This is a genomic window from Collinsella acetigenes, assembly GCF_012844445.1.
Lineage (GTDB): Bacteria > Actinomycetota > Coriobacteriia > Coriobacteriales > Coriobacteriaceae > Collinsella > Collinsella acetigenes.
Genome location: NZ_JABBCP010000001.1, coordinates 168048 through 190977, shown reverse-complemented (window position 1 = coordinate 190977; position 22930 = coordinate 168048). Strand labels below are relative to the sequence as shown.

General features: G+C 55.4%; 21 protein-coding genes. 8 read left to right on the top strand and 13 right to left on the bottom strand.

The window, feature by feature from the left end:
* Window positions 1–113 precede the first annotated feature (113 nt).
* A complete protein-coding gene (locus HF320_RS00840) occupies window positions 114–1184 on the top strand; it encodes a LacI family DNA-binding transcriptional regulator (RefSeq protein WP_248276541.1) in 1071 nt (356 codons plus the stop codon).
* A 20-nt stretch (window positions 1185–1204) separates the two neighbouring features.
* Here the strand turns inward: HF320_RS00840 and HF320_RS00835 are convergent, their stop codons facing one another.
* Window positions 1205–1864, bottom strand: a complete 660-nt coding sequence (locus tag HF320_RS00835) for an HAD family hydrolase (RefSeq protein WP_040219280.1) — start codon at window positions 1862–1864, stop codon at window positions 1205–1207.
* A 122-nt stretch (window positions 1865–1986) separates the two neighbouring features.
* On the opposite strand from HF320_RS00835, the gene larE reads away from it, so the two are divergent.
* Window positions 1987–2802 carry an ATP-dependent sacrificial sulfur transferase LarE gene (larE, locus tag HF320_RS00830; RefSeq protein ID WP_169276659.1) on the top strand — a complete coding sequence of 272 codons (816 nt, stop codon included), beginning with the start codon at window positions 1987–1989 and terminating at the stop codon, window positions 2800–2802.
* A 49-nt stretch (window positions 2803–2851) separates the two neighbouring features.
* On the top strand, window positions 2852–3649 hold the full coding sequence (locus HF320_RS00825; RefSeq protein WP_169276658.1) for a DNA/RNA non-specific endonuclease: 798 nt from the start codon (window positions 2852–2854) through the stop codon (window positions 3647–3649).
* 91 nt (window positions 3650–3740) lie between these two features.
* On the opposite strand, the gene HF320_RS00820 is transcribed toward HF320_RS00825, so the two are convergent.
* The 8 genes from HF320_RS00820 to HF320_RS00785 form a co-directional block, all read right to left on the bottom strand.
* Window positions 3741–5705, bottom strand: a complete 1965-nt coding sequence (locus HF320_RS00820) for a Spy0128 family protein (protein ID WP_169276657.1) — start codon at window positions 5703–5705, stop codon at window positions 3741–3743.
* A gap of 370 nt (window positions 5706–6075) precedes the next feature.
* Window positions 6076–6834 (bottom strand): SDR family NAD(P)-dependent oxidoreductase, encoded by a 759-nt coding sequence (locus tag HF320_RS00815; protein ID WP_169276656.1) that lies wholly within the window; start codon window positions 6832–6834, stop codon window positions 6076–6078.
* A gap of 260 nt (window positions 6835–7094) precedes the next feature.
* Window positions 7095–7586, bottom strand: coding sequence for a GAF domain-containing protein (locus HF320_RS00810; protein ID WP_349290676.1), 492 nt, complete (start codon window positions 7584–7586; stop codon window positions 7095–7097).
* Between the two features lie 181 nt (window positions 7587–7767).
* Entirely contained in the window at window positions 7768–8814 is a 1047-nt protein-coding gene (locus tag HF320_RS00805) for an ABC transporter permease (RefSeq protein WP_169276655.1), read from the bottom strand.
* A gap of 31 nt (window positions 8815–8845) precedes the next feature.
* Window positions 8846–10330 (bottom strand): sugar ABC transporter ATP-binding protein, encoded by a 1485-nt coding sequence (locus HF320_RS00800; RefSeq protein ID WP_169276654.1) that lies wholly within the window; start codon window positions 10328–10330, stop codon window positions 8846–8848.
* A 106-nt stretch (window positions 10331–10436) separates the two neighbouring features.
* On the bottom strand, window positions 10437–11546 hold the full coding sequence (locus HF320_RS00795; protein ID WP_022386751.1) for a substrate-binding domain-containing protein: 1110 nt from the start codon (window positions 11544–11546) through the stop codon (window positions 10437–10439).
* A gap of 52 nt (window positions 11547–11598) precedes the next feature.
* Window positions 11599–12519: a sugar phosphate isomerase/epimerase family protein gene (locus HF320_RS00790; protein ID WP_169276653.1), complete on the bottom strand. Its 921-nt coding sequence runs from the start codon at window positions 12517–12519 to the stop codon at window positions 11599–11601.
* Window positions 12520–12522: 3 nt separating this feature from the next.
* A complete protein-coding gene (locus HF320_RS00785) occupies window positions 12523–13560 on the bottom strand; it encodes a Gfo/Idh/MocA family protein (protein ID WP_169276652.1) in 1038 nt (345 codons plus the stop codon).
* 410 nt (window positions 13561–13970) lie between these two features.
* Here HF320_RS00785 and HF320_RS00780 point away from each other — a divergent pair, with 410 nt between their 5' ends.
* Window positions 13971–14978: a LacI family DNA-binding transcriptional regulator gene (locus tag HF320_RS00780; RefSeq protein ID WP_169276651.1), complete on the top strand. Its 1008-nt coding sequence runs from the start codon at window positions 13971–13973 to the stop codon at window positions 14976–14978.
* A gap of 15 nt (window positions 14979–14993) precedes the next feature.
* Here HF320_RS00780 and HF320_RS00775 read toward each other — a convergent pair whose 3' ends face one another.
* Window positions 14994–15914, bottom strand: coding sequence for an ROK family protein (locus HF320_RS00775; RefSeq protein WP_169276650.1), 921 nt, complete (start codon window positions 15912–15914; stop codon window positions 14994–14996).
* A gap of 262 nt (window positions 15915–16176) precedes the next feature.
* Here HF320_RS00775 and HF320_RS00770 point away from each other — a divergent pair, with 262 nt between their 5' ends.
* Complete coding sequence (locus tag HF320_RS00770) at window positions 16177–17142, top strand: hypothetical protein (RefSeq protein ID WP_169276649.1); 966 nt, start codon at window positions 16177–16179, stop codon at window positions 17140–17142.
* Between the two features lie 59 nt (window positions 17143–17201).
* Here the strand turns inward: HF320_RS00770 and HF320_RS00765 are convergent, their stop codons facing one another.
* Window positions 17202–17597 carry a type II toxin-antitoxin system VapC family toxin gene (locus HF320_RS00765; RefSeq protein WP_022386745.1) on the bottom strand — a complete coding sequence of 132 codons (396 nt, stop codon included), beginning with the start codon at window positions 17595–17597 and terminating at the stop codon, window positions 17202–17204.
* Window positions 17587–17865, bottom strand: a complete 279-nt coding sequence (locus HF320_RS00760) for a type II toxin-antitoxin system Phd/YefM family antitoxin (protein ID WP_022386744.1) — start codon at window positions 17863–17865, stop codon at window positions 17587–17589. The genes HF320_RS00765 and HF320_RS00760 overlap by 11 nt, the downstream gene beginning before the upstream one ends.
* 113 nt (window positions 17866–17978) lie before the next feature.
* Between HF320_RS00760 and tsaA the strand changes: the two genes are divergently transcribed.
* Complete coding sequence (gene tsaA, locus HF320_RS00755) at window positions 17979–18713, top strand: tRNA (N6-threonylcarbamoyladenosine(37)-N6)-methyltransferase TrmO (protein ID WP_169276648.1); 735 nt, start codon at window positions 17979–17981, stop codon at window positions 18711–18713.
* Window positions 18714–18963: 250 nt separating this feature from the next.
* On the opposite strand, the gene HF320_RS00750 is transcribed toward tsaA, so the two are convergent.
* Window positions 18964–19419, bottom strand: coding sequence for an ATP-grasp domain-containing protein (locus HF320_RS00750; RefSeq protein WP_489884288.1), 456 nt, complete (start codon window positions 19417–19419; stop codon window positions 18964–18966).
* Window positions 19420–20164: 745 nt separating this feature from the next.
* Here HF320_RS00750 and HF320_RS00745 point away from each other — a divergent pair.
* Both HF320_RS00745 and HF320_RS00740 read left to right on the top strand, forming a co-directional pair.
* Window positions 20165–20629, top strand: a complete 465-nt coding sequence (locus HF320_RS00745) for a helix-turn-helix transcriptional regulator (protein ID WP_169276646.1) — start codon at window positions 20165–20167, stop codon at window positions 20627–20629.
* Window positions 20630–20887: 258 nt separating this feature from the next.
* On the top strand, window positions 20888–22561 hold the full coding sequence (locus tag HF320_RS00740; RefSeq protein WP_169276645.1) for a C45 family autoproteolytic acyltransferase/hydrolase: 1674 nt from the start codon (window positions 20888–20890) through the stop codon (window positions 22559–22561).
* The last annotated feature ends 369 nt before the right edge of the window (window positions 22562–22930 follow it).

The window sequence follows — 22930 nt, the reverse complement described above, 5'->3', positions numbered from 1 at the left end:
TACCAACTGGTATGCTTTCTTAAATACCACATAACAAGGTAATTATTTGGTTACAAAATCTCCGTGCTACAATCATCTTTAGTAATTGAAACGCATCAATGGGAGCAAATGAGATGGCGAATGTAACTATCGGAGACGTCGCACGCGAAGCGGGCGTTGCACTGGGAACCGTCTCGAATGTTCTCAATCATCCCGAAAAAGTGCGTCCCGAAACAATCCGGCAGGTCACCGAAGCAATTGACAAGCTGGGGTATGCGCCCAACCAAAGCGCCCGCGTGCTTGCCGGCGGCTCGAGTCGCACCTTTGGCCTCATCCTTCCCCAGCTCAACCATGGTCTTTATCTGCAGATCGCCACAGGAGCCACCGCCCAGGCAACCAAAGAAGGCTACAACCTGCTCATCGCCAGCTGCGTCCAAGACTGTACTCGGATCGGCACCTATCGACGTTATTTTGCAGGCACGCAAATGTCTGGCATGCTTGTGGCAAACCCCACAACAGAGCTGGGCGTCATCGCCAACCACGACCCCATCCCCACCGTCTATCTTGATATTTGGAGCGAACGCCCCGGAGATTATATCTGCGCAGACAACGCCGCCGAGGGGCGCTTGATGGCAGAGCATCTCATAAACCTAGGCATCGAGCGCATCGCGATCATCGGGCGCCCATCCACCCAAAAGCTGCGTGCCCGTGCCAAGGGAATCCATGCTGCCGAGATGCTCTATCCCCATGTTGAATTTGATTTTACCGAGACAGGCGACGCCAACAAACCCGAAGACGGCGCGTCTGCCGTAGCCGATCTCATGGCACAGCCCAGCAGCCTTCACCCGCAAGCCATCATCGCCTTAAGCGACATGCTGGCAGCGGGAGCCGTGCGGGGCGCCGAAAACTTAGGGCTGCGCGTTCCCAACGACCTGTTGGTATGCGGATGCGACGGCAATCCGCTTGCCTGGAGCTGCGGCATCGAACTGACCACCTGCGCGCCCATTGGCTACGAGCTTGGCAGACGCGGCATCAAGCACCTTGTTGAGCGCATCGCACTTGCAAAAAGCGACCCAGAACAAGCCGCAAAACACGAAAAAGAGCATCGCCAAGATCTGGTGAGGCCATTTGTCTTGGCACGCGAGAGCACCGGTGCCGAACGCCAGAAAAACTCTTCGCAGCTCGACCTCGGCCTCTATCTCTAAGCGAATGGGGCGGATCTCGTTTACGCCAAAAGCCCCAGCTCAACCAGCTTGGGTTCGACGTCGCTCAAGGCTGGAACCACAGCCTCCGCGAGTTTGGCGATCTCCTTCGTCGGATTGTTGATATCGGGAACCATTATGGTATGCATACCCGCCGCATGGCCCGCGCGCACGCCGTTGAAGGAATCCTCCACCACAACGCAGCTGGCGGGGTCAACGCCCAAGCGCGAGGCGGCAAGCAGGAAGATATCCGGCTCGGGCTTGCTGCGATTGAGCTCGTCACCGCAGGTGAACACATCAAAATAAGGGGTAAGCCCAAAGCGATCGAACTTCTCGTGCGCCTGAATGGTACGCGTGGAGGTAGCTACCGCCAGCTTGAGCCCGCGAGCATGAAGATTCTCTACGACCTCTCGAGCGCCAGGCTTAAGGTCGAGCATCGTGGAATAAAGCTCGTCCTCAATCACCTTATGATCCTCGAACATCTCGTTGGCAATGCGTTCACTGCCCACGTGCTCGGTGAGCGTACCCATGCAGGCATCGCGCGTCATGCCGATAAATCCGTGCAGCATCTCCAGGGGAATCTCGAATCCAAAACGTTTTGCCGAGCGGTTCCACGCAATGATGGCGATCCTCTCGCTGTCGATAAGCGTTCCATCCATGTCAAAAATCACGGCTTTAATCATGCATTCCCCCCGCATACAATGTAAGCTCTTGGCCTGCGTTCCCACCGTTCTCCATTTTGCCAGAGACAGCGCACCACATTGGGTACGATAGCCCCATCCATCGAGATAACGAAAGCAAAAGCATGAACCAAAAACAGCAAGAAAAGCTCGTGGCGCTCGTAGAGCACCTACGCACCCTGGGAACCATTGCGGTGGGATTCTCGGGTGGCGTGGACAGCACCTTTCTGGCAGCCGTCTGCTCACGTGAGCTACCGCAGGCAAGCATGCTCATCCATCTCACCACCCCGCTGATTGGCACGCCGGAGCAGGCATCGTTTAAAGAAAGCGCATCGAGTTTTGACCTCCCCGTTATCGAGTTGCACCTTGACCCTCTCGATAACCCCAGGGTCGCCGCCAACCCGCACAATCGCTGCTACCACTGCAAGCACGCCGCGTTTGGAGCGATTATCCAGGCGGCACGCGAACACGGCGCAGATACCGTAGTGGACGGCAGCAATGCCGACGATACAACCGACTATCGCCCGGGCATGCAAGCCTGCAAGGAACTCGGTGTGCGCTCGCCCCTCCTGGAATGCGGCTGGCACAAAGGCGAGGAGCGCGAGCTGTTGCGCGAGTGGGACTACGACGTCTGGAATATGCCCGCCGGCGCCTGCCTTGCCACACGTGTACCGTGCGGAGAGCCCCTCACGCACGAGAAGCTGGATCTTGTCCGCACATGCGAAGACTGGCTGCATACCCGAGGATTTCGCCAGATTCGCGCGCGCCTGCTCGCAGGCGAACTGCAGATTCAGGCCGCACCCGCCGATCTCCACCGTTTTGAGCAGCAAACAGGCGATGCAGGTCTGCCCCAAGAAGCCATCGACGCCTTCCGCGGCTTTGGCGCAAAGAGCATCAACCCTGTGGTCGCCCCTTATATCCACGGCAGCATGAACGGCTAACGCGCCGCGTCTCAACAGACTGATATCATTGCCGCGAAGGAGGAGATGCATGGGATATCGTCCGCGACGCGCCGGCCGCAAAAACAATACGACGCAGCGCCTAGCTGCGATTATCGTCACTCTTACCATTGCGATCATCACCGGCGGCGTCGGGTCCTTTGGCGGATGCACCCAACTTGCCCAGTTTCTTCCGGACGCACTGGTGCAGCGCTTCTCCAATGCATCCTCAGTCTCGACCCTGGGAGATATACCTGCCTACAACGGCACCCCCATCGTCTATATCAATACAAGTGCAGCGCATCCGCAGGGAACGCCTGCTTTCACCTCGGAGGAAATCTCCCGGGCACAATCCGGTGCTTTCACCGAATTCTCTCGGCTCGATTACCTCGGGCGCTGTGGAGCCGCCCTCGCCTGCCTGGGGCAAGAAACGCTACCCACCCAGCCGCGCAAAAGCATCTCGAATGTATACCCCAGCGGATGGGACCAGCGCAGCTACGAGTTTATCGACGAAGGCGTTCTCTACAACCGCTGCCACTTGATCGCCTTCTCCCTTTGCGGAGAAAATGACAACGAGTGCGATCTCATCACCGGAACACGAGCCATGAATGTCGACGGTATGGAACCTCTCGAAGAGCAAACCGTACGCTACATTGAGCGGACGCATAACCACGTGCTTTACCGCGTGACCCCACTTTTCGAAGAGGGCGAGCTCGTTGCACGCGGCGTCCACATGGAAGCCTATTCGCTCGAAGACGCAGGTGTCGGTCTGAGCTTCAACGTCTTTTGCTACAACAACCAGCCAGGCGTCACTATCGACTACGTCACCGGAGCCAGCCGCGCGGCGTAAGTCGGGAGGGCGCGCAACAAAAAAATGCGCCACCCGCCGTAGAGGCAGATGGCGCATTTCGAAAGCCGAAAAAGGAAGTCCGAGCTAAAGATTAACCGCGGCGACGCATCACAACACCGGCACCACAGGCGACGGCAGCAGCGAAAATAAACGCAATGGGAGCGGCAAGCGAGGCATCGCTCGTCTTCGGGAGGTTTTGCTTCGTGGACGCGCCCGGGGTCTTGGGCTCGCTGGGCTCTGCAGGCTTGGTATAGGTGTTCGTGAACACGAGAGCAGAAGCGAGATCCTCGACTTCCTTGCCGTCGACGCTGTAGGTCAACTTCACGTGGTCATCCTCGGGCACGGCGGTAACAACGACCTTCTTGACGGAAGCGTCGTAGGTCACATTGGCCTTATTGCCCTTGACCTCAGCCACGTCGAGCGTGTAGGAGACCTTGTGATTGTCTGTATCCATGATGTCATCGGCCGTGACGTCAAAGGCAGACTCGCCAAACGTGAAGGAACCATCGGCAGCATTCTTGGCATGGGAGATGACATCGTCGTTCTGCGAAAGCGTGAACTCGAAGTCGCCCTCGGCAAGCTGGGCGCCCTTAAGCACCTTGGTGCCAGAAATCTCTGCATGGGCGGCGGTTACGCCGTGGGCGGCCTTGAGGGCAACGGGAGTCTCATAGGAGCGGGCCTCGACAGCGTCGACATGCCACGGGGTGTTGTCCGTCCAGTGCGCGCACCAGCGGGCATCCTTTGAGTCGTCAAACCAACCGGTGATCGCATCGCCGCAGCCGTTAAAGGCGGTAAGGGTATCGCCCTCGACCGTCTTGCCAAACGAGATCTTTGCACCCTGCTCGGCACACAGATCGTCGCCGGCAAGAGCTGCATGGTTATTGTCGATTCTGGCAGACGCGGGAAGCGAAAGGTTTGCATTCGAGCGCACCATAACGCCGCCGCCCATCTGAGCAAAATCCTTCTTGGTGGAGCAGTTCTCCTGGGATGCATCGTTGCCAGTGATGGTGAGCTTGGCACCCTCGGCAAACGTGGCATGAGAGCCGCCGTCGAGGTAGAGGCCCGTGACCTTGTTGTCGGTAATAGAAACGGTGGAGGCAGCGTCGACATCGAGGGAAGCATTCGCCTTCAACAGACGCATGCCGGCGTTCCAGTAGATTTTACCCTTAGTACCGGAAATCTGGACATTCGCGCTCTTGAACTCGCCCTTGCCAGTAAAGATAATGCCGTTATACGCATTGTTGTTGGCGGTAACCGTTGAATCGTCAATGGTGAGATTGCCGGCAGAAAGACCGTGGCCACCGTTGCGAGAGAAATCGACGGTAGAGCCGTTCTTGATATTGAAGTGCGAACCGTTCGAGCCGTTACCGGTCGAGTTCACGACGTTAACCTTCGAATTGTCAACCGTGACGACAAACGTACCCGTAAAGCCAGAGCGGCATTGATCGGAAGTGTAGGTAGAACCGCCTTCGATGTTCACGTTGTAGCCACCGTCGCCGCCATCCCACTCAAGAGCGTCCTGCGCGTAGTTCTTAATGGTGAGGTTAGAACCATTCTTCAGGTTAAGCTTATTATTGCTGCAGAAATAGATGGCATGAACGTCACCGGCACCGGTGCCGTCCATAGTGAGGGTAGCGCCATCGAGCGTAAGGGATGCGTCCTTGCTTGCGCACACGGACATCCACTTCCACTCAGCGGTATACGGCGTGGAGCCAATGCCGGTCATGCTCGCGTTAACGTTCTTGAGTGTCAACGCCTTGCCCCAAAGAGCAATGCCCTTATCAGCGAACTTCAGCGCGTGGCCGCCGCCATCAATGGTGAGATCCTTGCTCAGGTTAAGACCAGCGGTTTCGGCGTCGGCAAGCAGCGTAACCGTCTCGCCGTTCTGTGCGGCGGCAACAGCCTCATCAAACGTGTTGTACTTGGCCTCGCCAATACATGCCACAGCGCCATCGGCATAGGCGCTCGGCACCAGAACCAGCGCGCAGACAAGTGCCATGGCAAACATCGCCACCAGGCGCGCTGCCCGGGTGCGTATGCTTCGTTTAAGCTCCATTTTGTCCTCCCCATCGGCGTTTTCCAGCCGTCCGCACCAAGCGGTAACTCGGCCAACGACCAGCGATATTCATTGCGATGGTATGAGGTTTTGGAAATCATTTTAAGCGGGGTGGCATGTGGCATGCACTGCGGAAGAAGCAATGTCGCAGGGCCCCTCCTTGCTAAAAAACGAGCAGCTAAAACTGAATACAGTTGGAAGTTAAAACTGGATATCATCCCCCTTAAATACATAAAAACCGCTCGTATGCCATTGCGCATACGAGCGGTTTATCGCCTGTTACCACTCCCGAAAATGTTGAGCAACAATCTAGCAATTTTCGTTAAAGAAACACGACAAGTGCTATCAAATTCGTAGGGGGAGTTGCACCTTAGAGCATCGCGCCAAAGTCGCTTACGAGAATCTGACCGGTAAGAGCGCGGGACTCGTCGCTTGCCAAGAACAGCGCGATATTCGCCACATCCCCGGGCATGCAGGGCTGGGTTTGCAAGTTAGAGTGCGCTGCCATGGCACCCATCATGTCGGGATCCATATCGGCAGCAGTGGTGCCGGCGACCATAGGGGTCACAATGGTGCCCGGGCAAATAGCGTTGCAGCGAATGCCCGTTGCCTGGAAGCGCAGCGCCGTGTGTTTGGTCACGCCGATCACCGCGGCCTTGGTAGAAACGTACACCGCGCCGCCGCAGCCCTTCTCGCCGGCGACAGATGCGATGTTCACGATGCTCGCGCCCGCCTTCATGCGCTTGGTTGCCGCGCGCATGCAACGCATGGTGCCCTTCTGGTTGGTCTCGATAATTCGATCGAGGTCCTCGTCCGTAAAACGGTCGACCGGCTTAAGGCCGCTTTCAAGAATGCCCGCGTTATTAACGAGGATGTCAATCTGGCCAAACTTCTCCTCGGCAGTGGCCATCATACGCTCGGGGTCTTCGGGCTTGGAAATGTCGGTAGGAACGACAAGGGTCTCGCCGCCGGCAGCCTGAATCTCGGCAGAGACCTCTTCGAGCGCAGCCTCGCGGCGCGCGGTCATAACGACCTTTGCGCCCTCGGCAGCAAACAACTTGGCAATAGCAGCACCCACGCCGGAGTTCGCACCGGTAACAACAGCAACCTTGTTATCCAAACGGCCCATAATAGCTCCTCTCTTTGTGGCGGCGCCCGAGACCTATCCAGACGCCGCAGCCAGCAAGCGTCAGCGTAACGTACGGAAGGCTTCGCATGAGAGGCCCATCGGCATGCGGGAATACGTCAAGCGACAGACGGCGAGATGCGAGGAGAGCCCGAGGGCGGCGCCCTCCTCGTCAGAGCGGCGGCGAAGGGGCAACCCAAAAGTCGACCCTCCGCAAAAGGCGTTTTATATCGCCGACAGAAGCGCTTTGCTACATAAATCGCTTAGCAAGCATTCCAGCAAATACAGTTCTCTAAAGCGCGGACGAAAGACTCGAGTCCCCGCGCATCATATGCAGAAAACCGGTCAAGCAGAGGACTGTCAATATCTAGCACGCCCGCCACGCGGCCCCCGCAATGAAGCGGCACGACCACCTCGGAACGCGACGCCGCATCGCAGGCGATGTGCCCCGGAAACGCGTGCACGTCGGAGACCAGCTGCGTCTTGTCCTCTGCCGCAGCGGTTCCACACACGCCACGCCCAAAGGGAATGCGCACGCAGGCGACCTTGCCTTGGAAGGGACCCAGGCGCAGCTCCGGCGTCTTTTGGTCTCGGGTGGACTCGTCCACCAAATAGAATCCCGCCCAGTTGATGTTGTCCATAGCCTCGAAAAGACAGGCCGACGCATTGGACAAAACCGGTAGCCAATGGTTGTCAGCATGAGCCAAGGCCTCGATCTGTTGCGCGAGCAGCTCGTAATCTACAGGCATATCCATAGTGCCTCCTAGGGCGAAGCGATGATCTATCCCACCCGGCCATTGTAGCCGCCATATGGGAACTCAAGCTCGGGCAAGCGGCACGAAGCTGCCCTGTGCCCAGCGGCAAAGCCCAACAGCAAAGCCGCCGCCGGGAAGAACTGCCCAGCGGCGGCTGTCACAACGCCATTGCGCAAGTGCGCTATTTAACCACTTTGCTCTTTCCAAAACGCGCCTTGAGCTGTGGTCCTGCCACCTGAATCAAAATGACCACGATCAAGATCACACCCTTGATGGTGTCGTTGATGAGCGAATCCATCTTGAGGGCGATGATGATCTTATCGATCACGGTGTACGACATGGCGCCAAACAGCACACCCAGGATGCGGCCCTTGCCGCCGCTCATGGCAATGCCGCCAAGCACAACGGCCGCGATGGCGTACATCTCGTAGCTTTTGCCCGTGGTGGCGGGGTCGGCGCTTGCGTTCATGGCAATCCACAGAAACGCTCCCAGCCCTACCAAGGCGCCGGCGATCACAAAGACCAAAGTACGCATAGCAGAAACGTTGATGCCCGCAAGGTGTGCGGCGCGAGCGTTGGATCCCACGGCGTAGATCTTCTTGCCAAACTTCGTCGAGGTGCAGATATAGACAAACAGCGCCACCATGAGAACCATGATCAGGCCCACGACCGGCATGATTCCGGCAACCTTGCCGTTACCGAATGCATAAAACGCCTGATAGCTGTCGAGTGCATTGGACATACGGAAAACCGAGCTGCCGTTGCCGATAAGCTCAGCCGGGATATGCTGGCACGCATACTGCGAAAGGGAGCGATAGATAAGCATCGTTGCCAACGTGACGATAAACGACGGCATCTGCACGATGCCTACGAGCACACCGTTGATCAAGCCGCACAGCGCTCCAAAAAGGACGGCAAACAACAGCGTCAGCGGAATGGAATTGGTCTGATTGAACACCACGACCGAGAAACCGGCCACAAACGCGAGCATCGAGCCCACGGAAAGGTCGATGTCGCCCGTAAGGCACACGATACCCATGCCGATGGCAATCACGCCGATCACGGCACTGTGGCGGAACACGTTCATGGCAGCGCCCAGGGCAAAGCCACCCGAAACAGATGCGTACACGATGTAGATGACCAAGAACACCAGCACAAAGCTGTAGGTCTTAACAATGTTGAGCAGGCCAGCCGACGCCGGTTTCTTGTTCGCAGCTGCGTCTTTCATAAGATGCACCTCACCATTCCAATCAATAAGCCTATGCAGCGGAGTTCGTCGAATAGAGCATCACCGTCTGCTCGTTAATCTCGTCATGCACCAACTCTTTGACCACGCGCCCCTCGTAGAGCACATAGCAGACGTCAGCCACTTCGCGCAGCTCGGGAATCTCGAGCGTATTGATAATCACCGTCTTGCCCTTGCGAGCCAGATCCAAAATCAGGTGATAGATCTCGGACTTCGCGCCAACGTCGATGCCTTGCGTGGGGTTGTCGAGCAAGAGCACCTGGGCGTCGGTGTTGAGCCATCGGGCCAAAAAGACCTTCTGCTGGTTGCCGCCCGAAAGCGAGTTGATATTATCGGCCGAGGAATTCGCCTTGATGTTGAGCAGCTTGCCGTATTTCTCGAAGCGCTCGTTCTCGCGCTTCGTATTGATGGCGAACGAACGGGCAGAAAGCACGTGCTCGGACAGATACATGTTCTCGAGCAACGACATGTCCGGAATCACCGAGTTTTCCTTGCGGTCGGCGGGCAGCATCGCTATGCCTGCGCCCATTGCCTCGTGAATCGATCCACCGTGCAGCTTCTTGCCGCACACCTCCACGTTGCCGCCCGAAGGATGGTGGATACCAAAAAGACCCTGCATCAGCTCGGAACTGCCGCAGCCCTTAAGACCTGTAAGGCCGATAATCTGCCCGCGACGCGCCGTGAACGTAACGTCCGCAAAACCCTCGCCGCTAAAATGCTCGACGCGAAGCATCTCCTCGCCCAGCTCGCGCGGCTCGTAGGCGTCGCGATCAGAGAGCGCAGCGCCCACAAGCAGGTTGGTAACCTCGCGAGGGGTGGTGTCGGCGATATTGCCATTCGCGATGAATTTTCCGTTGCGAAGTACCGTATAGGTATCGCAGAGGTCAAAAATCTCGGGCATCTTGTGCGAGATGAAAATGAATGACGTGCCCTTGTCGCGCAGGCCGCGCACGATTTGGAACATATGCTCCACTTCGTCGGTATTGAGCGAAGCGGTAGGCTCGTCCAAAATGAGCAGCTTGGCGTTGCGGAAAAGCGCGCGGCTGATCTCGAGCAGCTGCTTTTCGCTCGGCTTCAAATCATCCACCAGTGCATATGGGTCGATATCCACGCCCAAGCGCTCAAAGAGCTCGGCAGCCTTATTTGCCATGTCGCGCTTTTTGAGCGAACCCCACGGGGTGGTCTCCTCGGCCCCCAAGAAGATGTTTTCGTATGCCAGCAGGTCATTGAACAGGTTGAGCTCCTGATGCACAAAAGCGATGCCTGCGTCCTCGATCTGCTTGATGGAAGAGCCGGTGATGTCCGCACCGTCGAAGGTGACAGTCCCGGCGTCTGCCGTATAGGAACCGGAGAGGATGTTCATCAACGTCGACTTGCCGGCGCCGTTCTCTCCTAGCAATGCGTGAATCTCGCCCACGTTTACATGCAGCTCCACGCCCGAAAGCACCGAGACGCCACTAAACGCTTTGTAGATCCCGCTCATGTTCAGGAGTTCCATGAGCATTACCTCCTAACGAATGCGGACGGAGCGCAGCCGCGACTCCGCCCGCATCAAACAGCCAATGCCCCGTCGGCTGGAAGGCTGCGACGGGGCAGGGAAAGGCTTACTTGAAGGACTTGAAGTCCTTGACGTTATCCTTAGTAACGTTCTCGCACTTGATGACGTGATCCTGTGCGACTTCCTTACCGTCAAGATGGTCGACCATATCCTGAATGGCCAGCTGAATCATGGACGGCGAGTAGGTGACGGACATAACGCCGCCAAGGTTCTTGACGATATCCTGATAGGAGTTACCGCGAATGACCTCGTAGTACTCGTCAAGGCCGCCGCAACCGGTGATGAACGGCTTGGTGGCAAAGATCTTGTCCTTGGTAGCGTCGGAGATGCCGCCGCCGTTGAGGGCCTCGAGGATACCCATGGCAAGCTCGTCGTCCTCGGCGTAGAACCACTTGATCTCGGCGTTGGACTCGTCGCCCATCAGGGACTCGAAGGAAGCCTTGGTGTCGGAGCGGCTCCAGTTCATGGCGCCGGACTTGGTGACAGCATCGTTGACCTGGTCCTCGGTCCACTTGGCGTCGTCGGCGATCTTCTTGCCGTCAAACTCAATCTTACCGGTGAGGTACTCGCCAAAGCCGCTGTCACGCAGGGTAGTGACGGAGGAGGTGTCACCCTGGTACACGTATACCTTGTCGCCCGGCTTCATGCCGTTTTCGACAAAGTAGGCAGCAGAGCCGGCGCCGATGCCCTCGTTGTCTCCCTTGACGTTGGAGACGGCGGTATCGGCTACAGCCTCGATAATGCGGTCGAAGGCCACGTACGGAATGCCTGCGTCGACGATGGACTGGATGGCAGACTGCACGGTGTCGTCCATAGGCTGGATAACGATGCCGGCGATTTCATCGGTGTTGCCGGCGAGAATGTCCTCGACCTCCTGAATCTGCTTGGATGCGGAATCGGCGGTCTGCAGCTCGGCCTTGTACACGCCAGCCTTGTTGACCTCCTCGATCTTCTCCTTGGCAAAGGTTGCCACGGAGCCGGTCCAGCCGTGGTCCTCAGACGGAGTGAGGACGTAAATGGTCTTGCCGGAGCCCTTGGCAGCGGAACCAGCAGAACCCTTGGCGGCATCGTTGCTACCGCACGCGGTCAGGAATGCAGCAAGCACCGCACTGCCGGACCCAACCAAGAACGAACGACGAGACATGTTGGTGTTCATAACGTTTCCCTTCCATAGCTTTCCGCCCTGATGGGCATTACACACTGGCCAGTTAACTCACAAACTGGCGCATGTACCGATAGGATTGTTCGATGCTCGCAAGCACGCGCTCGCGGCTCGACTCAAAAGCGCGATCTTCGACCTCGACGCAAGCGTCACCGTCAAAGCCCGCCTCGGTAAGCGCAGACACGAATGCGCCCCAGTCCACATCGCCCAGACCAGGAATCTTGGGCACCATGATGTCCAACGGGTAGGCCATGGTGCCGTACTCGGCCAAACGGTCGCGCAGCAACTTGATGTCTTTGAAGTGCACGTGGAAGATCTTGGGTGCAAACGCACGGATGGCACGATCGCAATCGATCATCTGCCATACAAAGTGGCTCGGATCGATCGCGATGCCCAAATTCGGGCTTGGCACGCGCTCGAACACGCGACGCCAGTTCGCGGGCGAGGTCATGATGTTCTGGCCGCCGGGCCAGTTGCTCTCGTCAAAGAGCATGGGGCAGTTTTCGATGGCAACGAGAATGCCCTCATCCTCGGCGACCTTCATGATGGGGTTCCAAACAGCTCCCACCTCGTCGAGGTTTTCCTCGAGAGACTTGTTAGTCATGCGCCCGATAAAGCTCGTCACCTTGGGTACGCCCAGCTTCTTGGCGGCGTGGATCACGTTGATCAGGTGCTCGTTGCAGACACGACGACGCTCAAGGTCGGCATCCATATTATTGGGGTAATAGGCCAGCGCTCCTATTTGCACGTGATGCTCGGCGGCGTAATCAAGCAGGTGCTGCGCGTATGCGTCGTCTTCGAGCACGCGCTCGGCATCCACATGGGTCACGCCTGCATAGCGACGCTCGGCTTTACCCTGTGGCCACGAGGCGACCTCGATGGTCTCATAGCCAATGCGGCTCACCTCGTCGATCATTTCTTCAAAGGTCCATCCGTCAAAGATGGAGGTGATGATTCCCAGTTTCATGCCCTACCCCTGCTTCACGTTAACGACGGTTCCGGTCTTACTCGACTCGATGCTGCCAAAAACCGCTCGCATAGCGGCCAGGACGCTTTCGCCCGAGATGGCAGGATCGGTATCGTTTTCCAGGCAGTCCACAAAAGCATCGATGATGCCCGACGCGGTTTGGTTATCGTTTGTTTGGATGGCCTCGACGTCGTAGGTCTCATGCTCGCCGCATGCGAGGTCTACGACGATAGAATGAGCCGGATCGTCGTAGATGCGCATGACGCCACGGGTTCCGTAGAGCACCGTCGAGTTGTCCTCGGGACCGTAATACGTCCAGCTCGCCGTCATGGAGCCGATGGCCCCGCCGCTCATGGTGTAAACGCAAATGGCGTTATCGTCCACGCCCACCAGATTTCCCTGCGGATCGCGCTTATCGAGCGTCGTCACGCGGGCAGTCGTGGACACGACAGTCTGGCCGAGCAGCCATTGGATGAGGTCGGTCTTGTGAACGCCCAGATCTGCCATGGCACCCATCGCGGCGCGCTTAGGGTCAAAGAACCAGCTGCCCGTTCCCGGATCGACACTCCATGTCTCGGGCCCGCCGTGACCAAACGTCGTGCGGAAGGTCAGGACATCGCCGATTTTTCCGGCGTCGAGCAACTCCTTGGCGCGCACGTGAGCGCGAGCGAAACGCTGATTTTGGTCGATCATGAGCTTCTTGCCTGCGGCGCGTGCCTCGGCAACCATCTGCTCGCACTCGTCGATGGTGATAGCCATGGGCTTTTCGCACAGCACGTGCTTGCCCGCCCTAAGGGCAGCGATGGTAGAGGCGGCGTGGTTGGCATTGGCGGTGCATACGCTTACGGCGTCCACGTCGGAAGCCAAAAGCTCTTCGAGCGTTTTGTACGCCACGGCACCGTAGATTTTCGCGATTTCACAGGCACGATCGTAGTTCATGTCGAACACCGCGGTGATCTGCGCATTCGAATTTGCCTCGTATTCGGGCAAATGACGAACCTGAGCGATCTTGCCGCACCCGATAACGCCCACGCGAACCATATGTGCCTCCTTCAGGCCCTAAAGAGGGCTCGATGCGTACCGATGGATCCTTGGAAATGAAAGATTTCTTTCATTTCTTTCATTTTGTGTTTCATCACTTGCATCGTAATGAGATAAAGATAGTTTTGCTTTGGCTATTCCCGTGAGTGGTATTAAACGATACTCAAGTGGTTCTAATGCGCTATATTCCTGCACTTTTCTATTTTTGCACCACAAGTTACCGTAAATCGAAAGAGAAGTGGTATTCAGAGAAGCATACCTTGCTGGCTAAAGCGCTTTATCGCCGGTCACTTCGACCGTATGAAAAGTTTTCAAAACCGTCGAGCGATTCAAACCTACCTTTCGCTTTTTTCAGCCGCATACTGCATGCTGTAAAGCAAACGACCCACTGGAATCGAGAGGGAGGGCCGATGGCCGGAAGCAAGAAAATCACCATCGCACACGTTGCTGAGCATGCAAAGGTTTCGTCTGCCACGGTCTCGCGCGTGCTGAGGCATCCTGAGCTGGTGAACCCCTCCACTGTTGCACGCGTGCGCAAAAGCCTGTCGGAGCTCGGCTACTCTGGAATCGCCGGACAGCCCGCGGCGGGAACATCGCGCCGCACCATCGTGGTCAATATCCCCTGGCTCGATAACCCCTTTTACGGCGAGATCATGCGCGGCGTGCGCGTTTCCGCCGAAGCGCACGGTCTGGAAATGCTCATCTCCTGGGGCTCACCCGACAACGTTGAATCATGCAAGCGCTTTTGCTCTATGCTGCAAAACTGCGGAGCAGCGGGAGTCATTATCCTTTGTCCGCTTTCCGCAGAGTCGCTCGAGCGTATATCCAGCACCGTCCCTACCGTGCAGTGTTGCGAGTACAACCCCGAAACAAATATCCCCTTCGTGAGCATCGACGACCGCGAAGCAGCGCGCACCGCCGTTGAGCACCTGGTTTCATGCGGATGCAAGAAGCTCTCCATCGTATGCGGGCCGCAGGTTTATAAGTACGCCCGCGGCCGCAAGGAAGGCTTCCTGGAGGTTATCCGCGCGCACGACCTTGTCGAGCGTCCTTCTTGGATGCTTCAGATTCCCAACAACAACTTTGGCCTCGCCTATTCCGCCATCTGCCATATGCTGGAATCTCCCAACCGCCCCGATGGCGTTTTTGCGTGCTCGGACACGTATGCCGCTGCCGTAATCCGCGCGGCCAAGAAATGCGGTCTCGAGGTCCCGCGCGACCTCATGGTTGTCGGTTTTGATAACACCGACACCGCAACCATGACCACGCCCGCGCTTACCACCATCAGCCAGCCGCGTTACGACATGGGCTTTTCGGCCTGCAACCTGCTTATCGAGCGCATGGACGGATCGGACTCCGCAAGCTCGATGCTTCTTGAAACGGAGCTCGTCGTGCGTGAGTCCACAATCCGCAAATAGATTAACGAGCAGCGACTACACAAGCTGCAGGGCCTGATATGCCGCTCCGAGAATGCCGGCTTCGTTGCCCAGCGCTGCGCGACGCAATGTGTAGCAGCCGCGCATAGGAGGAAAGACATATCGCTCGAGCCTCTCGGCAAGGGGAACCATCAATAGATCCCCGGCGCCAGAAAGGCCGCCGCCCACGATCACCTCAGATGGGTCGACGGTCGCCATGATGCCCGCCAGCGCACGAGCCAGATAATCGACCGTCATATCGCGCGCCGCCGTAGCAGTAGCCCCGCCCTGCTTTACCTCTTCAAAAATCTCTTCGCCTTTGGTAAAGCGGCGCTCCTCGCCGGCCTTCTCGGCAAGCTCGTTAGCGTTTTTGATAATCCCCGTGGCAGAGGCGTAGCACTCGAGGCAGTTGACGTTGCCGCAGCCGCACACACGCTCCGAAGGAGCCACGACCGGAATGTGGCCGATCTCTCCACCACAACCATGGTCACCGCCCACGATCTTGCCATCGATAATGATGCCGCCGCCAACGCCGGTGCCCAGCGTGACAAATATGGAATTGCCCGTAACGGAACCTTCTCCGCCCATCCAAACCTCACCGACGGCAGCGGCGTTAGCGTCGTTAATCAATGCCACAGGCAGGCCCGTTCCCTCGCGCAAAATATTGCCGAGCGGCATGTTGCCCCATCCTAAATTGACGGCGCGCACGGCATCCTCGCCATTTACCGGACCGGGAATGCCCACACCGATAGCGACGATAGGCTCGGGGGACGAAGCCAGCTTTTCGTTAATGCTGGAAATCATCTCATCGGGAATGTGGGAACCCGCATCGGCGAGGTTCGTAGGGACAGACCAGCGCTCAATAATGGTCCCCGTCTCGTCGACGATGGCAAACTTCACGGACATGCCGCCCACATCGATGCCGAACACACGCTTCATGGTAGCCACTCCCCTTCGAATCGCCGTGCAAACACGAGCGACAGTCAGTTCAATCCAAATGCATTGTATGCGCGAAAGCAGGACGGTTGACAGCATCCAATTTGTTAACGGCTAAGCGGCGATGACAAAACGATGGGCGGAAAGATCTAAACCAGGGCATCAACACCAAGAGGGGGCAAAGAAAGCGTCATGACTGGATCCATCCTCCATGCCGCGGGGTATCATTTGGGCAACCAACGAACGCGTCTGCAGGAGGTGCATCATGCAGCGAAATCAAATTATGCCGCAAAAAGATGGTCGAGAGGGTATCGAGCCTGCCATCCCTACTGCCGAGGCAATTCCGCAACCCGCGATGCAGCTGAGCCTTTCCGATTGGATTTGCGGACGTCGCCCTTTGCAGATCGGCTTTATCGTTCTTTTGATCGTTGCGGCTCTTGTCTCGGAATTTGCTTTGCGCCCGCACTTTGAGCAGGTCGAGACCTGGGGAAGTACCATAGAGGTCATCGACGCCAAAAAGTCAAACGTCTTGGCGCTCACGACCTCGTCCCTTGCGCTCTCGGCAGCCATCACCGCCATCCCCGACGACGCCGGCACTCCCGTAGCCGAGCAACTCTCCCAGCTCGCCGGCAACCTGGGCATTGTGCTCGCGGTGCTCTACCTCGAAAAATACCTGCTCACAATCTTGAGCTTCCTCTCATTTGGCGTGCTCATACCCATTGTCTGCGTGCTCTTTGCCATCTCGCTCGGCATTCACGGGCGCTTGAGCACCAGCCGCGTGTTGCGAGTCCTGGGCATGCGTGTGCTCATCGTGGCAGTCATCGCCATCATGGTAGTGCCCGCCAGCGTATGGGTCACGCAGCGTGTCGATGAAACCTACCAGGTGAGCATCGCACAGGAAGAAGCGAAGGCAAAGGCGAAGGCCGAGGAAAAAGCCGCCAAGGAAAGCAAGAGCAAAAGCAAGCAGAAACAGGAAAACAAAAGCTTCCTGGACCAGCTTGTCGATGGCGCAGCGCAGCTTGGTTCAGCTCTCTCGAGCGGCGTTCAGAGCCTGACCGACAGTGTGATCACGCAGGCAACAAACCTGATAGAGGGTGCCATTGTGATGATTGTTACCTCGTGCCTGATTCCGCTTTTGGTGCTCGCCGCCTTCCTTTGGATGGGACACGCGCTGCTGGGCATCGACGTCTCCGCGCCCACCAACTACCTAGTGCACCGTTTTAAGAAATAGGATGTCCCAAGGTAAAAGCTACCGCCCAAGCCCGGACGTGCCCACCGCGCGCCCGGGCTTTATCGAACGTAGGATGTCTCGTCCAACGTTTTTATAAGCTTCGAAAGCTTCTTGTCAAACGTGAGAACATCCCGACGCCCAGCATCGCTCTCGGCGGCCAGGACGCAGTCGACAAAATCAAAGGAACTTGCCGAATACAGCGAAAGAGCCTCGATCGCTACGTTCTTCCTCCGACACGACGCCTCGTCGAGCAGAATGCACAAGCTCTCGTTAACGCGCTGGCGCGGAACATGATAGACGCCCTCCAACACATAAACGCATTCCGCCAGTACCTCGATTGTCACTTCGGCACCGCGAATAATCGCTTGTTCAACCTTCGTGGCTTGGGCCTCGATATCTTCCAAAAGGTAGCGCAACACGGCATTTGCATCCAACAAAGTCTGATCATCGAGCATGCTTTGCCACCATTGCGCGAGCAAACGCTCCGCCCTCCTGCTCAAGCTTCTCTTCATCTGCATACTCTGCCAGCAAGCCACGCGCATGAGCAGCCACGGCTCTTTCTTGCGGAACAGGCACAATAATCGCAGCGGGCCGACTATACCTCATGACCACAACAGGCTCGCCGGTTTGCTCAACACGACTCACCACGCTACTTAAGCTTGCCTTTACCTCTGCGAGACCAAGATGCATAGCACGGGCAGTATCGATTGCCGGCATATCCATGGGAGCCCCCTCTCTCGTCATCGTCAGGATACCCTAAAGATGACCACAATGTTGGTCATCTTTGCGGCGAAAAGCAAACCGGGCACCAGACATTACGCGGTACAATCGGTTCCATGAAACCTATCGCGCACATTCATACCGACCTGCCGCAGAAATTTGGCATTCCTCGCAACAGCTTCTTGGCACCGCACCTGCAGGGATCGATTGTTTTTGAACCCGAGTTTGCGCTGGATGCAGCCGTGGCTGGACTCGAGAGCTTTAGCCACCTGTGGCTTATCTGGCAGTTTGAAAACGGCACGCCCGGAGGTACCGCCAAAGACATCGCTGCCGATAGCGTAACCGCAAACAAGGCAGGCACCAACGACAACTGGTCGGCAACGGTACGGCCGCCACGCCTAGGCGGCACCGAGCGCGTAGGCGTTTTTGCCACGCGCAGCCCCTTTAGGCCCAATCCAATAGGTCTTACCTGCGTGAAAATCGATAGCATAGAGCGCGGCGAGACCGGGCCCATCGTCCACGTGCTTGGCGCAGACCTGCGCGACGGGACGCCGATCCTCGACATCAAGCCCTACATCCCCTTTGCCGATTGCCACGAGGATGCCAGTGGCGGATGGATCGAAGACGCCCCGTGGCAGGAGCTGGAAGTCGAGTTTCCCAAAGAACTGCATCAGCACGTCGAACCCGAAAAACTCCCGGGACTCGTAGAAGTCCTGCGACAAGACCCGCGCCGCGCCGGCAGCAAGCACGAGCCGGAACGCATCTATCATTTGGCTTATGCCGGATACGACGTGGCGTTTACCGTGGACGGAACGCGTCTTGCGGTGATTAAGATACAGACATCGGCCTAAAGAAGCGCTGCGATCCAGGAAGTCACAGCGCGAATCATCATGACGATGACCGGCGCCAGCGCAGAGGTTAGCAGCGCCCGAAAGACCTCCACAGTAAAGTTCCCTAGTTCCACAGTAAAGTTCCCTAGTTCCCTAGTAAAGTTCCCTAGTTCGCTACTCCTTTCGTGAGCCAAGTCGAGAGGCCGACGCCCTCGACATCTCGAGCGCATCCCATCAGACCGTACCGGACTCAAAATCACAACTACACGAGTCAATCTCGCCTTTCGAGGACATCCGCAAGCACCTGATAGTAGATAACCGGGTCCTGAGCCGCAGCGAGGCCCGATACCTGTCCGTCACCGGTCTCTACCACGATCCAAACCCCATCCGCTCGCTCCGCAAAGTCCACGGTGTAGTAGGGACTCCCAAGATCTGAGCACGCCAGTACAAGCTCCTCAGGCGGCTTCGCAACGCTTGCCGGCTGATTTAAGTTCCTGCATACGTTGAGAAGATCCCCGCCGAGATAAAAAGCTCTCCACTCATTCGTCGCGCCACCGCAGCGGACCAAATCAACGTACTCCTTGCAGACAATACCGGCTGTGAAAAGGTCTCTGCGGAGCCTGACGAACTCTTCAGCAATCTCGTCCATGCGCTCCTGGCTCGCAGGAGTGCGAAAGCTAACGGGGAACCTCGTCCCTTTGACCGACTTCGCATAGTCCTTGACCATAAACTCTTTTATAAAAGGGATGAGCGTTGTCGGTAAGGGGGCTTCTTAAATGACTGAAGTGAAAAATCTATAAGGTCGCTTGCCATGTGTTGCCCAATTCCAGCGGTCGCTATTTTGTCGAATATTGGCACGCTCCTGATGCAGTTTCTGACCGGCCGTTCTTCTTTTGCAATCTCGAATGTACCGTCCTTGGAAACGCATCCGGACTGGGACGTTATTGCTGCTATCTGTTTTACAAAATAAAGGGTGAGGCCTGATGCTGGTACTGTCTGCTACTTTAAGTTTATTAATAAAATCTAGCTGTGTAATCTGTGCAGCCCTTTATTTAATCCTCTTTATCGGAAGTCAAAAGAAGGAATATCTGTATATCGCTCTGCTTATGCTAAGCCAGTACTTGATTGAGCTAATAGTTCGAGGATACGAAATTAGTTCGCCCATTTATTATTACTTTCATAATTATCTTTCGGTGCCCGTAGTAATCAAGTCGCTATTATATTACGCCTGCGTTTTTCTCATATGTCGTTTATTCAAGGGAGCTGTTGACAGGTCAAAAACGTGGATATTGACATTGGTGGAAGCTCCGTTGTTCATCTGGCTCGTTATGTTCCCTTTGTTAAAGGTGCGCACAGGATTCTTGTACATTTGCTATTTGTTGCCATTCCAACTTCTGGTTATCGTACTAGCCTTTATCGGTAGCAGGTCCTTTGGCAAAACAGTGCATAAGAGCATGTTTTTAAGGTTAGACATGTTCTTGCGACTGGTTGGAATCCTCGGATTAATGACTGTCTTTGAGGACATTCTTGCGGGATTATATTATGGGCTAAATAATGATGTTGCAAGCCTAGTAACTAGCGGCGCGATTCGAAGCCGCAATATTGGCGAAAGCGTCTCCCAGATAGTTGTTGCCGCATATCTTATTGTTGTTGCGGCACGTTTCTTTGTTGACAAGATTACAGTGAAACCGATCAGCTACGAAGCCTTGACAGGAGAGCTTTCGGAAGAAGTCATAGACGCCTATGCGACATCTATTGGCCTTAGTCTCAGAGAGCGAGAGATTCTGGGATTCTTGCTCAAGGAGAAAAGCACACAGGAGATATCCGAGCTGTTGTTTATTTCGACTGGCACCGTCAAATCTCATACACATAACATTTATCAGAAGGCCGATGTTAGCAACAGGATGCAGTTGCTGCAGAAAATCAGATGTTCATAACGTTGATTACGTTGGGCTAATCAATATGAATCCCGCTTCCTTTTGTTTATACATGCTTAGCGCTTTATGAACCCTGGTTCATAAAGCGCTAAACCAGGGTATAAGCTAAGATTGAACCCTTTTATCCAGGTCAGTTCATATGAAAGCGGATTGGAAAACCACATAATCTAGCCATTGGGTTGTCGGCAACGAGGGGCCTTTGCTTTAGCCATCAAGTTATCGGCAACACGGAACTTCTGGAAGAGAAGGTGACAGATTATGATGAGAAGAAAGATAGCCTGCGTATTGTGTTGCGCCATCCTATGTTTAAGCATGGTGGCAGGCCCAGGATGTTCTGCAAAAAATACGCTAAGTGGGTCATCAGACAGCACGCAGGCAAATGTCGGATCAACTTCTAAAAACAAAGAGTTTGACGGGAAGTTCGATGCAACCGTCAACGCAGGAAATGCGCAGGAAGTTGTGTATGTAAATGGCTCTTGGTTTGACATGGGAAGGCAGTATGGGTTACAGCAAAAGGATCAGTTAGAGAATAACTGGACAGCTGTAATGGCTTCAATTTACGCAGAGGCAGACGATGCCGCATATAACAAAGCTATGGGTAAGATTCTGAAACATTATGAAGAGGATGAGCCATCTGTATTTGATTTCTTGTCGGGAGTAGCTGATGGGGCAGGAATCTCAAAGGAAGATGCAGTAGTTGCAGTTATGGGTTCATCTGTTCTTAACTCTGATCTCATGATGCATTATGATCCAGAGGGTTCAAAAACTGATGATTCAGAGCGTTCAAAAACATGTATGAATGTATCTGCTTGGGGAGATATGACTCAGGATGGTCATCATCTTGGAGGAGCTAATCTTGATGCACTCAGCGCAACACCCGCTGCAATGTTCTCGAGCATGATTTCTTATCCGAAACATGGCAATGCAGTCATTGCATCAGGTGGATTGCAAGGAAATGCGTTCATGAACTCTAAAGGCCTTGTTATTACCTATGCTGGAGCGCCTACAGCATCGCCGAGCGAAGGTGCCGAGGTAATCGATAGGGAAGGCACCTTCCTCGATACTTTGTTTGCTTATTGGTACACAGCCACAAAGTGTGATTCGGCAGACGAAGCAGTCAAAATGCTTACAGAAACTGAGTGGATTCACACGGGTAACATCAACGTTTCCGACAACAATGGGAATGCGTATCTCATCGAGCAAAAAGATAATGCATATGTAGTGCGCAAAGCCGGTGACTACGGTGAAACGGACTATCTAATTGCAGCGAATCATTTCAAGGATGAGCTGTGGATGAATGATTCATATGAGGCATATCCGGATAGCGTGCCAAGAGCCAATACTCTAGAAAAGATTATGCAAGACGAGGGCGGCAGCGTTACCCCGCTCACGCTCGCGAACGGACTTGGAAGCATTCGTTACTATGACGAGGGCAAATGGAGTGAGGAAAATTGGGATTACGGCGGTTTCTATCAGTTCCACTCTCCAGAAGGAGACGACATAGAATTCAAGACAATTTTCAGGACAATTTTTGATGCAACTGATCTTGAAATGTATGTCTTGAGAGGTCATGACGAGAAATTCCGTTCAGACGTTCCCTATGGTACAGCTAATTACTGCAAGCTTACTCTCGGAAAGGACATGCAGACCACTAATAAAAGCGCAGAAACCGATGCGCGTATTGCGGTAAGAAATGCAGGAGCTGAATTGTATAAGAATGACTCAGTGGATGACGAGTCGATGGAATATTACAATATGGCTGCTGAGGCGGTGCACACGGGATGCAATTACACAACTATGGCTGATTGCGCCAATGCGAAAGGCGATAAGGAGCAGGCTGCAATTATGTATGGCCTTGCTACTTCGCAGTTTGCCAATGCTCAGCGATACGCACAGGCATCTTATACTACTGAGAATGTAATTCTCAACTAATCTTGCGTAACGCCCAGCTCGTCATTTAAAGAACGCGGAGATGATTTCGAACCCTCCCTAAAGATAACGCTCGAGATCACTTCTAAGATGTACCATCATGCCGATCATCTCGGCATGATGGTACTTGTCGATTATTCGCACTGCCAGGCTTTCCTGCGTCGGCCTGGAGCTTTGGTCGCGGAGGCCGGATTCGAACCAACGACCTCAAAGCGCAGAGATTAGCACGGGGGGATCAAAAATGCCCGCACAGCAACTAGCTCGCCGCGTGGTCTTTGCTCCACCGACGCAAGCTTATAATTTCCCTGTCCACGCGATACCATTTTCCGTCTTCTTCCGGAATGGCCTCTAACGCCATAGCAAGTCTCTCAT

Bases quoted from the DNA above. Each gene is read 5' to 3' on its own strand.
- HF320_RS00840 (WP_248276541.1), top strand. From the start codon at position 114: ATGGCGAATGTAACTATCGGAGACGTCGCACGCGAAGCGGGCGTTGCA.
- HF320_RS00835 (WP_040219280.1), bottom strand. From the start codon at position 1,864: ATGATTAAAGCCGTGATTTTTGACATGGATGGAACGCTTATCGACAGC.
- larE (WP_169276659.1), top strand. From the start codon at position 1,987: ATGAACCAAAAACAGCAAGAAAAGCTCGTGGCGCTCGTAGAGCACCTA.
- HF320_RS00825 (WP_169276658.1), top strand. From the start codon at position 2,852: ATGGGATATCGTCCGCGACGCGCCGGCCGCAAAAACAATACGACGCAG.
- HF320_RS00820 (WP_169276657.1), bottom strand. From the start codon at position 5,705: ATGGAGCTTAAACGAAGCATACGCACCCGGGCAGCGCGCCTGGTGGCG.
- HF320_RS00815 (WP_169276656.1), bottom strand. From the start codon at position 6,834: ATGGGCCGTTTGGATAACAAGGTTGCTGTTGTTACCGGTGCGAACTCC.
- HF320_RS00810 (WP_349290676.1), bottom strand. From the start codon at position 7,586: ATGGATATGCCTGTAGATTACGAGCTGCTCGCGCAACAGATCGAGGCC.
- HF320_RS00805 (WP_169276655.1), bottom strand. From the start codon at position 8,814: ATGAAAGACGCAGCTGCGAACAAGAAACCGGCGTCGGCTGGCCTGCTC.
- HF320_RS00800 (WP_169276654.1), bottom strand. From the start codon at position 10,330: ATGGAACTCCTGAACATGAGCGGGATCTACAAAGCGTTTAGTGGCGTC.
- HF320_RS00795 (WP_022386751.1), bottom strand. From the start codon at position 11,546: ATGAACACCAACATGTCTCGTCGTTCGTTCTTGGTTGGGTCCGGCAGT.
- HF320_RS00790 (WP_169276653.1), bottom strand. From the start codon at position 12,519: ATGAAACTGGGAATCATCACCTCCATCTTTGACGGATGGACCTTTGAA.
- HF320_RS00785 (WP_169276652.1), bottom strand. From the start codon at position 13,560: ATGGTTCGCGTGGGCGTTATCGGGTGCGGCAAGATCGCTCAGGTTCGT.
- HF320_RS00780 (WP_169276651.1), top strand. From the start codon at position 13,971: ATGGCCGGAAGCAAGAAAATCACCATCGCACACGTTGCTGAGCATGCA.
- HF320_RS00775 (WP_169276650.1), bottom strand. From the start codon at position 15,914: ATGAAGCGTGTGTTCGGCATCGATGTGGGCGGCATGTCCGTGAAGTTT.
- HF320_RS00770 (WP_169276649.1), top strand. From the start codon at position 16,177: ATGCAGCGAAATCAAATTATGCCGCAAAAAGATGGTCGAGAGGGTATC.
- HF320_RS00765 (WP_022386745.1), bottom strand. From the start codon at position 17,597: ATGCTCGATGATCAGACTTTGTTGGATGCAAATGCCGTGTTGCGCTAC.
- HF320_RS00760 (WP_022386744.1), bottom strand. From the start codon at position 17,865: ATGGATATGCCGGCAATCGATACTGCCCGTGCTATGCATCTTGGTCTC.
- tsaA (WP_169276648.1), top strand. From the start codon at position 17,979: ATGAAACCTATCGCGCACATTCATACCGACCTGCCGCAGAAATTTGGC.
- HF320_RS00750 (WP_489884288.1), bottom strand. From the start codon at position 19,419: ATGGTCAAGGACTATGCGAAGTCGGTCAAAGGGACGAGGTTCCCCGTT.
- HF320_RS00745 (WP_169276646.1), top strand. From the start codon at position 20,165: ATGTTCTTGCGACTGGTTGGAATCCTCGGATTAATGACTGTCTTTGAG.
- HF320_RS00740 (WP_169276645.1), top strand. From the start codon at position 20,888: ATGATGAGAAGAAAGATAGCCTGCGTATTGTGTTGCGCCATCCTATGT.